The organism is Mycobacterium sp. (genome assembly GCF_052143115.1).
Lineage (GTDB): Bacteria > Actinomycetota > Actinomycetes > Mycobacteriales > Mycobacteriaceae > Mycobacterium.
Genome location: NZ_JBKQTQ010000312.1, coordinates 1 through 11928, shown reverse-complemented (window position 1 = coordinate 11928; position 11928 = coordinate 1). Strand labels below are relative to the sequence as shown.

Here is an 11928-nt window from a genome sequence, read left to right as displayed (position 1 = left end):
ATTCGGGAGGGGGGCCAAGAGGTGGAATGGCCGGCATGCCGATGATGCCTCCCGGTGCGATGGCCGGCGCCGGCGGCGCGGGGGGCGACGGCAAGACCGACACCAAACGCGTTGTGCCGCCCTCGGTAAAGAACGGCGCCCCGGTGCAGGGGCGCATCGCCAGTCCGTCGACTGCACCGGAGGTGGTGAAGCGCGTGGCGGGCAAGCCCGTCGCGGCGCGGCGAATTCTCGCACCCGATCAGAAACCCGACGACGACGAAAACGACGGCGCTGAGGGCCGCCGCGGCCTGTAGCAGCCACTATCGAGGCCGTGGTCATACTGGGCTGATGGGGGTCTTCGTCCGAAGGCTTTTCGGCATCGGCAAGCTGCCCGCCGACGTGCGCGCTGAGGTCGAGGCCGAGGGGCTCATCTACCTCGCCGACTACGTCGCAGTCACCCGGCGGTTCAGCGGCGCCATCCCGGGTCTGCGTTCGGCGCACAGCGTCGCCAGCTACGTCGGGTCGGTGGCACTCACCTCGCAACGAGTGCTGGCAACCCTGTCGTCGCTGCCGAAACTGGCCGGCCCCACGGTCGACGTGCGTTGGGACGCACCGCAATCCGGCGCGGCGACGGCGCAGATCGCCTCGACGGGCCTGCAGATTGATATCGACGTCAGCAGGGTGAACGAATCGTTCACGGGCCACCTGTCACTGCACTACAAAGTCGCCGTTCCCGGCGACGTCCTCGCTGGGTTACCGCGCCGATCGCTGAGCTTCGACATGCCGCCGGAATACGTTTTCCGCGCGGTCGGCGTCACCTACCGGCCGTGACGGTCGGCGGCGCAACCAGGCCGACGACGTCGCCGACAAGTCCGGCCACGGCGGGCGACGCAGCACAGCCAGACTGGCGAGCACCGCCGATATCAGGCCGGTGATCACCGCGATCAGCGCGATCCGATTCGCGTCGATCGCCGGCACCCAGCGCGCCGTGCCGCCGTGGACGACGAACACACCGACCGGCGTTGCCGTGCCGGCGCGGACCTTGGCAACGGTGATCACCGTGCCGCCGTCCGCCGTCCGATAGGGCTCGCCATACACGCGTCCACGAGTGCCATTGGTGGGCAATTCGTCGAGTGATTCCGGAATTTTCATGGGACCGATCCTTTTCGCCGGTTCTGACAAACGGCAGCGCTCGAAGCCAGTCTGGCAGACACGTCGGGCTCCGTTCGCCGCTCCGCACACGATGGTTCCTACGATGGCTATGTGGGCGATCACGCGTTTAGTCCGCAGGAGCGGCAGGCGGTGTATCGCGTCATTTACGAGCGACGAGACATGCGCCGGTTCGTGCCTGGCAGCACCGTGCGGGAGGAAGTCATGGCGCGGGTGCTACAGGCGGCGCATGCCGCACCCAATGTGGGTCTTATGCAGCCGTGGCGGTTCATCCGGATCACCGACGAGTCGCTACGACGACGCATCCACGCATTGGTCGACGAGGAACGTCTGCTGACCGCTCACGCACTGGGCCGACGAGAACAGGAGTTTCTGGCGCTGAAGGTCGAAGGCGTCCTCGATTGCGCTGAACTGCTGGTGGTGGCGCTGTGCGACGGCAGAGACAGCTATGTCTTCGGCCGCCGAACGATGCCGCAGATGGATCTCGCGTCGGTGTCATGCGCGATCCAAAACCTTTGGCTGGCAGCGCGATCCGAAGGCCTGGGCATGGGATGGGTGTCGCTGTTCGATCCGCTCAGACTGGCGGCGTTGTTGTCCATGCCCGAAGATGCCGAGCCGGTGGCAATATTGTGTCTTGGCCCGGTACCCGAATTTCCGGATCGACCCTCGCTGGAATTGGATGGCTGGGCGTTCGGCAGGCCGCTGCCCGAATTCGTTTCGGAGAACGGCTGGGGCAAAGAGCCGCAGCAAGCTCAGCCTGTGAGCAAAACTCCGGACAGCCAATAGGGCAGGGGTGGTGATCCCCGACCCGACCGGGACGCTGGGACTCCGCGTTGACTTGTTCTGCCCGGCGCATAGCCTGGCAATCGCGGTGGCCCGCGGCGGTTAGGATGCCGGGGTGCAACCTCCTCCGCCAGGCTTTCCTCCGCAATGGGGCAGTTCGTCAGACGATCCTCGCGAGCACATCGAGCCTGGCTACGGCGACCAGTCGGCCCCCGGAGGCTACCGCCAGCCGGCTGCTTCCGACCACGGCCAGCAACCGCCCTACCCTGACTACGGCGCGCCGCCTCCCCCCGGACCTGGCTACCCGCCGGCCGGTTACGGTCAGCAGCCCGCGTGGGCCGGCTACGGTGCGCCCGCTATTGCCCCAACTTCCCAGCAGGCCATCAGCTGGATCACCTTTGCCGTCGTCGGGTTGCTCGGGCTGCTTGGCGCGATCCTCACGCTGACGCTGTGGATCAACATGAGCAGTGCGGTCAGCCGCGCTTCGGACGTGTGTAACCGGTTCGGCGGTGAGTTCTCCACGCTTTGCCGGGAGCACATCAGACATACCGTGCCCAGCATTCCAGCGACCCTGGTGATCTGCCTGTTCCTCATCATCGGGGCCGGCCTCGCGGCTACCGGCGGCGCCGTAATGCTCTTCCTCAAACAGCAGATGGGGCAACTTCTGATCCTCGGCGGTGGCATCGTGATGCTGATGCTGGCGATCGGCTGCGAAGCTCGCTACGGCGCTACCGACCGACTCACCTATGACCTGATCGCGGGATTTGTCATCGCCGCTGTTGGTGGCCTCATGTTCATCCCCGCATTCCGGATGACCCTGGGCCTGTCGCCGAGGTTGCTCGGCGGCCCTGCACCCGGCGGATTCCCAGGCGGTGGGCCATGGCCGTATGGCCAGCCGCCACCGCCACAGCAAGGCCCGCCCGGTCCGGGCGGCTATCCCCCGCAGCACTGGTGAGTCGCAGGCGTCTAAGTCCGGGCGACACGCCCCCGCCGTAACCACCGAAACACCGCTGCCGATAACGTCGACGGGACCCGGCAAGCTGAGGAGGTGACGGTAATCGTCGACCAGGAGGCGACCGGTCAGCGGCGCGACAATGTGCTACTCGTGCACTGGCACGATCTGGGCCGGTATCTCGGTGTCTACGGTCATACCGACGTTTCGAGTCCGCGACTCGATCAGCTGGCCGGCGATGGCATCTTGTTCACCAGAGCACATGCCACGGCGCCGTTGTGCTCGCCGTCGCGCGGATCACTGTTCACCGGCCGCTACCCGCAGAGCAACGGCCTGGTCGGCCTGGCCCACCATGGTTGGGAATACCGCTCGGGGGTTCGCACGCTGCCCCAAATCCTGTCCGAATATGGCTGGTACTCAGCTCTTTTCGGTATGCAGCACGAGACCTCCTACCCGTCGAGACTGGGTTTCGACGAGTTCGACGTGTCGAACTCTTACTGCGAATACGTGGTCGAACGGGCTCAGCAATGGCTGCGAGACCATGACCCCAGCCGGCCGTTCCTGTTGACGGCCGGCTTTTTCGAGACGCACCGACCCTATCCACGGGAGCGCTACCAACCGGCCGACGCCGCTGCTGTCGATCCGCCCGACTATCTGCCCGATACCGTTGCGGTGCGCCAAGATCTGGCCGACTTCTACGGAGCCATCGCGACCGCCGACGCGGCAGTCGGCCAGATCTTGGACACGCTTGCCGCCACCGGGCTTGACGCCAGCACGTGGGTGGTCTTCGTCACCGACCATGGTCCGGCCTTCCCGCGCGCGAAATCCACGCTCTACGAGGCCGGAACCGGTATCGCGATGATCATCCGCCCGCCTACCAGAATGCCAATCGCCCCAAAGGTTTACGACGATCTGTTCAGCGGCGTGGATTTGGTCCCGACGCTGCTCGGCCTCCTCGGCATAGTCGAGCCGAGTGACATCGAGGGCATCTCGCACGCGCAGGCGCTGCTTGCGCCGGACAGCACTACGGCGGTGCGCGATCACGTGTACACCACCAAGACCTATCACGACTCGTTTGATCCGATCCGCGCGATCAGGACGAAAGACTTCAGCTACATCGAGAATTACGCACGCCGGCCGTTGCTGGATCTGCCGTGGGATATCGAGGAAAGCCCATCCGGCCAGGCTGTCGCGCCGTTGGTCACCGCCCCACGCCCGGAACGCGAACTCTACGATCTCCGTGCGGATCCCACCGAGACCAACAACTTGCTTCTCGACGACGGACTCGACGGAGCCGACGCGATCGCCGCTGATCTCGCTGTGCAGCTGCATGATTGGCGTCAGCAGACCGGCGACGTCATACCATCCGACTTCGCCGGTAGCCGCATCGCGGCTCGCTATACCGAGACGTATTTGCAGATCCACGAAATGACGCCGACCAGTCGATCGGCGATCGCCGTCGACCGCGGAATCGAAGACGGGGTTCAGCGCGTCGAGCAATAGTTGCGTTCAGCGTGAACGTAATACGCGTGGACACCACACCACGAAGTGCAGCTAGGCTCACCAGATGCCCGCGCATCCGACGGCCTATCTCGTACTCGCCTCGCAGCGCTGCGGCAGCACGCTGCTGGTCGAATCGCTACGCGCGACGGGCAGCGCCGGCGAGCCGCAGGAGTTCTTCCAGTACCTACCGACTACCGGCATGGCGCCCCAGCCGCGACAGTGGTTCGCCGGAGTCGAGGACGAGACGATCCTGCGGCTTCTCGATCCGCTGGAGCCGGGCACACCGGATACCGCGTCATCCGCTGCCTGGCGCGAGCACATCCGCAGCTCCGGCCGGACACCCAACGGCATCTGGGGCGGCAAGTTGATGTGGAACCAGGCGCCGCTGCTGCAGCAACGGGCGGCGGGATTACCCGATCGGTCCGGAGACAGTCTGCGGGCAGCGATTCGGGACGTAATTGGAAGCGAACCCGTCTACGTGCACGTATACCGGCCAGATGTGGTTTCGCAGGCGGTGTCGTTCTGGCGCGCGGTACAGACTCGGGTGTGGCGGGGCCGCCCAGATCCTGAGTGCGATTCACGGGCCACCTACCACGCCGGTGCCATCGCCCATATCGTCAGGGGTCTGCGGGATCAGGAGGAGGGCTGGCGTAACTGGTTCGCCGAAGAGCAGATCGACCCAATTGATGTGGCCTATCCGGTGCTGTGGCGCAATCTGACCTCGATCGTCGCCACGATTTTGGGGGCCGTCGGCCAAGATCCACGGTTGGCTCCGGAGCCGGTGTTGGAACGTCAGGCCAATCAGCGCTCCGACGAATGGGTCGATCGCTACCGCGACGATGCGCAGCGATTGGGACTACCGCAGTAGCCAGTTAGCCGCCTACCCGGGCGACGATGAACACTCGCCGGAACGGGAAGAACGTCGTGCCGTCATGCCGGGGCGGATAGGCCTCAGCGAACAGTGGGATGAGCTCCTCGCGAAACTGTTCGTACTCCTGCTCGTTGAGCCGTTCACGCACCGGCAACAGCGCGGTGCCGCTGATCCAGTCCAGGACTGGATGCTCGCCGGTCAGCTGGTGGACGTAGGTGGTTTCCCAGGCGTCGACGGTGCAGCCGGCGTCGATCAATAGCTCGGCATAGTGCGCCGGCGTGTCGACGACGGTCCCCACCCGAAACGGGGTGTCACGCAGGATCTTTGCGTATGGCTCGCGACGGGCCACCGCGCGCACCGCAGAATGCGATGGGGTCTCGAAGTTGCCGGGCGTCTGAACAGCGATCCACGCTCCCGCGGCCAGCTGGCCGGCCCATCGGACGATCAGCTCGCCGTGTTCGGGCACCCAATGCAGGGCGGCATTGCTGAGTATTACGTCGGTATCGGGCTGCGGCGTCCAGGTTCTCAGATCTCCCACGGCGGCATCCACGCTGCGCTCGCGGGCGGCGGCGACCATCTCCGGCGAACTGTCCAGCGCCTCGACCACCGCGTCCGGCCAGCGCCGAGCCAGCTGGAGGGTCAGGTTGCCCGGGCCGCAGCCCAGGTCGACCACCCGGCGTGGCTGCTGCGCACCCACCCGAGACAGCAGGTCGTAGAACGGCCGGGCGCGCTGATCGGCGAAGGCCAGGTAGACGTCTGGTTCCCACATATTGGTCCTCCTGATCAACACTCCGCGCAGCGCCTGATAGACAAACCGTATTACCCGCAGCTTGCCGGACGAGTCGAGGATGGCCGATGACCGACGAGGACGAGGTCGCGCAAATCCGGCGGATCTGGTCTGCACTGGACCTGCCCGGCGTGATCGACGTGCACACCCACTTCATGCCGAAATCGGTCCTGGACAAGGTGTGGCACTACTTCGATTCCGCCGGCCCACTGGTGGGTCGCGAATGGCCGATCAGCTATCGGGCGGCGGAATCCCGACGAGTACAGCTGCTCCGGCGGTTCGGCGTGCGCAATTTCACCGCACTGGTCTATCCACACAAGCCGCAGATGGCGGCGTGGCTGAACCAATGGGCGGCCCAGTTCGCCAGGTCGACGCCGGATTGCCTTGCCACTGCCACGTTTTATCCCGAGCCAGATGCCGGAGACTACGTTGAGGCGGCGATCCGCGACGGCGCCCAAGTCTTCAAAGCACATCTCCAGGTAGGTCGGTACGAGCCGAACGACCCACTCCTCGACCATGTTTGGGGAGTCATCGAGGACGCCCGGGTACCGGTGGTCATTCACTGCGGCTCTGGGCCGGTACCGGGCGATCACACCGGGCCCGAGCCGATACGTCGTCTGCTGCGCCGCTATCCGCGGCTGCGGCTGATCGTCGCACACCTGGGAATGCCGGAGTATGTCGAGTTTCTCGACATCTGCGAGAGTTCAGCCGACGTCCGGCTAGACACCACAATGGCTTTCACCCCGTTCGTCGACAAAGTGATGCCGTTCACGTCGTCTCAGCTACCCCGACTGCAGCAGGTCGGCGATCGCATCCTGTTCGGTAGCGACTTCCCCAACATCCCGTACGGCTACGTCGAAGCAATGCGGTCAATCACTAATCTGCCCGGTGCCGATGATGAGTGGCTGCGGAAGGTGTTCTATCAGAACGCTGCCGACCTGTTCTATCCGGCCGGCGCCGTCCGCTAGCCACCGGCTGCTGTGCGATGGCGCTGGGCCAGCGCAGCCGCGCCAGTAGCAGGGCTTCGGGTAGATCGACATGACCGTCAAGCTGTTGAGTCGACAATGGGTGCAACGCCGTCAGCGCCGGCCGTTGATTACCGGCCTGCGAAATCAGCCCGGGCAATGGTCCGCCCGCAGCGGGACGGGCATCGGTATGGAATGCACAGGCGACGGCCAGCGTCTGTTCGTCGCCTGCACCGGTGAGCTCCAACGCCGTCCACGCTTCGCGGACCGGGTATGACCAGATCGCCGCGAGAGTGTTCGCCAACGCGGTGTCGGCCTTAACCTGGTACGCCGCAACATAATCCGCGCTCCCGTGTTGGACACCGTGCCAGGTTTCGTGGGCCGACCGAGCGCAGAGCCCTGGAACATCGTCGGGTTCGGCGATGGTAGCCGTCCACCCGCTCTCACGGAGGTGATCGGCGAGTCGGCGCGCTGCGACCTCGGCGGTCTTGTGCAGCGGAATTTGCGGCGATCGGGCCTGCAGCGCTGCGAGATTGTCGGCGGCCGAAAATGTCAGTCCAATCCAGGTCTCCCGTTCGCGCACAACGGTATCGGACGTTGAGTCGCGACTGGTAACGCGGATGGCGTCCGCGTGCAGGCCGTAGCGGTCGGCGTAGCCGGCGATCAGTGGCAACGGCAGCACATCGGGACTCGACTCCGGCGGTGTGACACGCAGCAACGCGGTAGTCCGCGCGTCGGTGCCGGATTCGTCAGCCAGGCGCGCACCGCGGGTGTGACGCCGCATCGCCAACCGACGGCCCAGAATCGTCGTCACCGGCAGTCCGCGCCACCGGACCAGCAGCGTGATTACCACGATGACCGCGATTCCGAGCACCCAACGCTCGCGCGTCGACTGCCACGGGAAGTCCATGGCAGCGGCCACGACAGCCAATGCCACCAACGTGATTCGTCCAGTGGGCGGCGTCAGGGATTGATGCGGGCTCACGGCGTGGGCTCCTTTCGTCGACGCGCGGCGATCGCGGCGGCGGCCACGACGGCCAAAGTCAGGGCAGCGGTGCCGGCAAACGCGACGATCCGCGGCGTGGGGCTCTTCGGTGCCGGTTCCGGCGGCGGCGCAAGCTGTTTCACCGGCGCACCGGGATTGGTGCTGGCTGGCAGCTGCCAGGTAAGGGCCGCAACGGGATCCAGGGTGCCGGCGCCGACGACGTTGGACGGCGCACGGGCACCGTTGTGCGCCGTTGCGGTGATGCGCTGTATCACCTGGGTCGCGTTGAGTTCCGGGTACTTGCTGCGAACCAGCGCCGCGGCACCGGATACGTAGCCGGCCGCGTAATCGGTGCCGTTGAGCGGGACCAACTGCTGGCGTTGGTTGGGCAGCCCGTTGGCGAGTCCGCCGTCGTCGCGGTTACTCACCGAAGCGATGTTCTCGCCGGGCGCCGCGATACCCACCCACGGGCCGGCCATCGTGAATTTCGACGGCTGGGCGTCGGGCGTCAGCGAGGCCACCGACAGCACGTAGGGCTGCCACCATGACGGCACCGACACCGACGTCACAGCAGCCCAGTTGCGCGGATCTTCGGGACGTCCCAAGTCGGTCAGCGGGTTCGATTCACACGATGCTGCGCCGGAACCCCAACCGGCGGAACCACTGTCGCCGGCAGCAGCCACAATAACCGCGTCCTTGTCCACCGCCGCGTATCGGATCGCCGCACCGAGTTGGGCCTGGTCGACGTTGCGATCGGCAGGCAGGCAGGTGATCGCGGAGACGTCGATCACCCGGGCGCCGAGGTCGGCCGCATGGACGATCGCCCGGCTCAGCGCGGCCACGTCGACGGCCGCACGTGCCAGCGTCGGATCGCCGCCCGGAGTCCGCGGCGAGAACCTCGCGGACGTCACGCGCAAAGACACCAGCCGGGCCGCAGGCGCGATTCCGGCGAAACCGTCGCCGCCGGGCTGGCCGGCGATCAGCCCGGCTACCAGCGTGCCGTGCCCGTCACAGTCGGTGAGGCCGTCGGTCGATTCCACATAGTCGCCACCCGGCTGCACACCGGGCAGCCGCGGCCCCGGCCGCACCCCGGTGTCCAGTACCGCCACCAGCTGCCCTTCGCCGTGGGAAAACCGCCACGCCGCAGACGGATCCATCATCCGCTGGTCGGCCGTCGCCACCCCGGGATCGCTGCCGGGGATGACACCGGAGCTCGTGCAATCGCCGCTCTTCTGCATCGGCTGCACCGGACCCGGGGCACCCTTCGGCGGAGCAGCACCGGGGTCGACCTTGGGCTGACTGATCGCCAGAGCCGGTGGACAGGTCCACAACACAGCAGCCAAAACTGCTGCGAAGCAACCGCATCGCCGCAGGGCGCGGGCAGAGATCATCGATTGAGCACCAAGCTGAACAGTCCGACCAGGTACGCGATAACCGGGATCAGTGAGGCGTCGATTCCCGACGCGACGAAACCCAGCAATCGGCGCACCGGCAGCGAGTAGCTGTCCGGGGAAGCAATCGGCGGGTTCAGCGCGACAACCACCCACGCCAACACCAATGCCGCAAGCACTATTACAGCGATGAGCGCAGCCAGGTAACGGGCGGTCGCGGTGTAGAACACCACCAAGGCCACGCTCACCAAGTAGGGCTGAGCCAGCAGCCAGGCCTTGCATGCGGCCGAGTCCCATACCCGGGCCCGCAACGCCGCCGCCGCAGAGGTCGCGGCTACCACGTACCAGCCCCAGGCGGCCAATGTTTCCGGACGCAATGCGATCGCGACCGACCCGATCGCGCTGAGTAACACAGCCCCCGCGATGAAACCGATTTGGTGCGCGTCGCTGATCCGTACCCGTCGCGGCAGGTCCTGCAGTACCCGCAACGACGGTGCTGACGGGGTGGGATCCCCGGGGGCGGGGATGACCGGCAGCGGGAATCGCGCCCACAGCGCGGATAGTTGAGCGGCCTCGACAGTGACCAGCAGTGCGACCACGATCAGCAGGGAGCCGAGGGTCACCAGCGGCAGCTGCCAGAGCGACGCCGCGCCTGCAGCCAACAGCGCACCCACGCCGAGCACCGCCGTAGCAGTGAAAACCGCTATCGCGCTTCCACCTTCGCGGCGAGGAAGGACGAGGTTGATCACCGACCATGCGGTTACCCCGGCGGCGGCCAGCGTCACTTGCGCGGCGCCAAAGCTTCCCGGTACGACCAAAGTCAACGCCGCGGCGATGGGCACTAGCGCAGCGACCGAGAGGACCGCGCCGGCACGAGGTGAACGGCATGCCAAGCCGGCCAGCGCAGCGAGCACCGCGATCACCCCGACGGCGAACAGCCCGGCCGGCGCGCCGGTGAGCACTCGCTGGGTAGCGGCCAGGCCCGTTGCCGCCCAGACCAATCCAACGACCGCGGCCAACGCGCCGCGCTGAATGTGGGCGATGCCCCAGGGCTTCAATCGGGATGCCGAGAAGATCACCGCCGCGTCGGCGATGTCCTCGACGATGCCCGGCGCGGCCGTCCCGGCGGGGACCGGTTGCAAGGCCAGCAGATCACCATCAACGACGCCGACGGTGTCCAGACTGGCGTCGAGGCTGAACGGCGCTCCGCCGATCGGGGCAAGGCTGAGCCGAGCGGGGGTGACCGAACCGGTAGCGGCGCCGCCGTCGTCGGCCCCATCCGCCTCGCCGTCTCCGACCGCGGGGACCACCAAACGTTCCACCGCCGGCAGGATTTGGCGCAGCGGCAGCTCCGCGGGCAGCGCCATCTCGGTCAGCCGACTGTCAGAGAGGATGGCGACCCGCACGATGGGCATCACAGCGCTGGACATCACCGGCTCCTCAGGCTTTGGGGGGACATTCGTTCTCTTTCTCTTGGTGAACAGTGGTTGTTCTTGGAAGGCTCAGACGGCCGGTTGGTTGGACTGCATACTGAAATCTCGAGACAGTCGATTACCCGGGAACCACTCGGCATCCGGCAACTGCGCGGTGAGCTGCTCGACGGCGAGGGCGATCGCAAACAGGGTTCCGGGCCGAAATGTCGAAATCCATTCGCCGTCGAAGGCGCGTGACGGGGTGACCAGCACTCTGCCCGCGGCGGTGTCGACGATGCTCATGCCAACCTCGGTGCTGGCGTGCTGTCCGTCGTGGCGGCAGCCCGCGACGATCTCAACGTAGCTGCGTGGCCCGCTGAACACCGACTCCACCACCGGACGTGTTGACTGCGGGATGCCCAGGTAGTCAAGGACTTCGGCGAGCGAGCCACCGTTGCGCAGCCGCTCGTCGGCCCGCGCGCCCACCCGCGCGGGCAGGTTGAATTCATCGAAGCGCGCCGGCGGACGCTGCGCCAATCCGACACCCAGCACCGGCACCAGCGCCCGCGCATCGTGGATGTCCATCGCCGTGAACGTCACCAGCTGCGCGTTACGCAGCGCAACAATGGTTTTTTGGGTTTGACCGCCGCGCCGCGCGATGATCCCGCGCAGCAGCTCGTCGGCACCGGAGGTCTGGCCGGATCCCACGTAACGCAGATCCAGCCAGCGGTCCGGGAAGCACACCTGCCGGATCCAGTCGGCCACCGCCGGGTTGACATCACCGCTGGCGGACATCATCCCCAGCCGAGTCAGCTCGGCGGCCTGACGATCGATGAACGCGCCGCGCTCACCGGCGTCGGTGTAGGGCGTGGTAATCGCCAAGACCCACGGGAACGTCCCCGCCCCAACGGTTTCGGCGATAAACCATGCCTGGTCGACGGTGAGCTCGACGGCGTTAGGCGCGGCAGCCATCCAACCTTGCCTTCGATCGAGCTAGCCGCCCCATTTGGCGCCTTCGGCCGCGTCGCGGGCCAGCATCGAGGTGGTGTTGTTTTCATGGGTGCCGGCCATCGCACGGTAGGCCAACACCAACTGCTCCATGGCCTGGTTCCACTGGGCCTGCCAAGCCT

The 11928-nt window shown here is 66.4% G+C and carries 12 protein-coding genes and 2 pseudogenes; 7 read left to right on the top strand and 7 right to left on the bottom strand.

Going from position 1 to position 11928, the window contains the following annotated elements; all coding sequences use genetic code 11:
- Together ACLQI9_RS30815 and ACLQI9_RS30810 are read left to right on the top strand one after the other, a co-directional pair.
- Window positions 1-293, top strand: a pseudogene (locus ACLQI9_RS30815) (hypothetical protein); the annotation flags it as partial.
- Window positions 294-327: 34 nt separating this feature from the next.
- Window positions 328-810 carry a hypothetical protein gene (locus ACLQI9_RS30810; RefSeq protein ID WP_442392706.1) on the top strand — a complete coding sequence of 161 codons (483 nt, stop codon included), beginning with the start codon at window positions 328-330 and terminating at the stop codon, window positions 808-810.
- Here ACLQI9_RS30810 and ACLQI9_RS30805 read toward each other — a convergent pair.
- On the bottom strand, window positions 733-1140 hold the full coding sequence (locus ACLQI9_RS30805) for a hypothetical protein (protein ID WP_442392708.1): 408 nt from the start codon (window positions 1138-1140) through the stop codon (window positions 733-735). The two genes, ACLQI9_RS30810 and ACLQI9_RS30805, sit on opposite strands and share 78 nt — an antisense overlap.
- Window positions 1141-1242: 102 nt before the next feature.
- On the opposite strand from ACLQI9_RS30805, the gene bluB reads away from it, so the two are divergent.
- From bluB to stf0, 4 genes are all read left to right on the top strand, one after another.
- Window positions 1243-1935 (top strand): 5,6-dimethylbenzimidazole synthase, encoded by a 693-nt coding sequence (bluB, locus tag ACLQI9_RS30800; protein WP_442392704.1) that lies wholly within the window; start codon window positions 1243-1245, stop codon window positions 1933-1935.
- 112 nt (window positions 1936-2047) lie between these two features.
- The gene (locus ACLQI9_RS30795; RefSeq protein ID WP_442376099.1) at window positions 2048-2887 is read left to right on the top strand and encodes a hypothetical protein; all 840 of its coding nucleotides are present in this window, start codon (window positions 2048-2050) and stop codon (window positions 2885-2887) included.
- A 102-nt stretch (window positions 2888-2989) separates the two neighbouring features.
- Complete coding sequence (locus ACLQI9_RS30790; RefSeq protein WP_442376109.1) at window positions 2990-4387, top strand: sulfatase family protein; 1398 nt, start codon at window positions 2990-2992, stop codon at window positions 4385-4387.
- Between the two features lie 64 nt (window positions 4388-4451).
- Window positions 4452-5255 carry a trehalose 2-sulfotransferase gene (gene stf0, locus ACLQI9_RS30785; protein ID WP_442376100.1) on the top strand — a complete coding sequence of 268 codons (804 nt, stop codon included), beginning with the start codon at window positions 4452-4454 and terminating at the stop codon, window positions 5253-5255.
- A gap of 4 nt (window positions 5256-5259) precedes the next feature.
- Here the strand turns inward: stf0 and ACLQI9_RS30780 are convergent, their stop codons facing one another.
- Window positions 5260-6027 (bottom strand): trans-aconitate 2-methyltransferase, encoded by a 768-nt coding sequence (locus tag ACLQI9_RS30780; RefSeq protein ID WP_442376101.1) that lies wholly within the window; start codon window positions 6025-6027, stop codon window positions 5260-5262.
- Between the two features lie 86 nt (window positions 6028-6113).
- Here ACLQI9_RS30780 and ACLQI9_RS30775 point away from each other — a divergent pair, with 86 nt between their 5' ends.
- Window positions 6114-7013, top strand: a complete 900-nt coding sequence (locus ACLQI9_RS30775) for an amidohydrolase family protein (RefSeq protein WP_442376102.1) — start codon at window positions 6114-6116, stop codon at window positions 7011-7013.
- Here the strand turns inward: ACLQI9_RS30775 and eccE are convergent.
- From eccE to ACLQI9_RS30750, 5 genes and pseudogenes are all read right to left on the bottom strand, one after another.
- On the bottom strand, window positions 6922-7995 hold the full coding sequence (gene eccE, locus ACLQI9_RS30770; protein ID WP_442376103.1) for a type VII secretion protein EccE: 1074 nt from the start codon (window positions 7993-7995) through the stop codon (window positions 6922-6924). The two genes, ACLQI9_RS30775 and eccE, sit on opposite strands and share 92 nt — an antisense overlap.
- On the bottom strand, window positions 7992-9386 hold the full coding sequence (gene mycP, locus ACLQI9_RS30765; RefSeq protein ID WP_442376104.1) for a type VII secretion-associated serine protease mycosin: 1395 nt from the start codon (window positions 9384-9386) through the stop codon (window positions 7992-7994). Before mycP ends, eccE begins: the two co-directional genes overlap by 4 nt.
- Window positions 9383-10816, bottom strand: coding sequence for a type VII secretion integral membrane protein EccD (gene eccD, locus ACLQI9_RS30760; protein WP_442376105.1), 1434 nt, complete (start codon window positions 10814-10816; stop codon window positions 9383-9385). The genes mycP and eccD overlap by 4 nt, the downstream gene beginning before the upstream one ends.
- A 72-nt stretch (window positions 10817-10888) precedes the next feature.
- Window positions 10889-11770: an ESX secretion-associated protein EspG gene (locus ACLQI9_RS30755; RefSeq protein WP_442376106.1), complete on the bottom strand. Its 882-nt coding sequence runs from the start codon at window positions 11768-11770 to the stop codon at window positions 10889-10891.
- Between the two features lie 21 nt (window positions 11771-11791).
- Window positions 11792-11928 (bottom strand): annotated as a pseudogene (locus tag ACLQI9_RS30750) (WXG100 family type VII secretion target); the annotation flags it as partial.

Bases quoted from the DNA above. Each gene is read 5' to 3' on its own strand.
- ACLQI9_RS30810 (WP_442392706.1), top strand. From the start codon at position 328: ATGGGGGTCTTCGTCCGAAGGCTTTTCGGCATCGGCAAGCTGCCCGCC.
- stf0 (WP_442376100.1), top strand. From the start codon at position 4,452: ATGCCCGCGCATCCGACGGCCTATCTCGTACTCGCCTCGCAGCGCTGC.
- ACLQI9_RS30780 (WP_442376101.1), bottom strand. From the start codon at position 6,027: ATGTGGGAACCAGACGTCTACCTGGCCTTCGCCGATCAGCGCGCCCGG.
- ACLQI9_RS30775 (WP_442376102.1), top strand. From the start codon at position 6,114: ATGACCGACGAGGACGAGGTCGCGCAAATCCGGCGGATCTGGTCTGCA.
- mycP (WP_442376104.1), bottom strand. From the start codon at position 9,386: ATGATCTCTGCCCGCGCCCTGCGGCGATGCGGTTGCTTCGCAGCAGTT.
- eccD (WP_442376105.1), bottom strand. From the start codon at position 10,816: ATGTCCAGCGCTGTGATGCCCATCGTGCGGGTCGCCATCCTCTCTGAC.
- ACLQI9_RS30755 (WP_442376106.1), bottom strand. From the start codon at position 11,770: ATGGCTGCCGCGCCTAACGCCGTCGAGCTCACCGTCGACCAGGCATGG.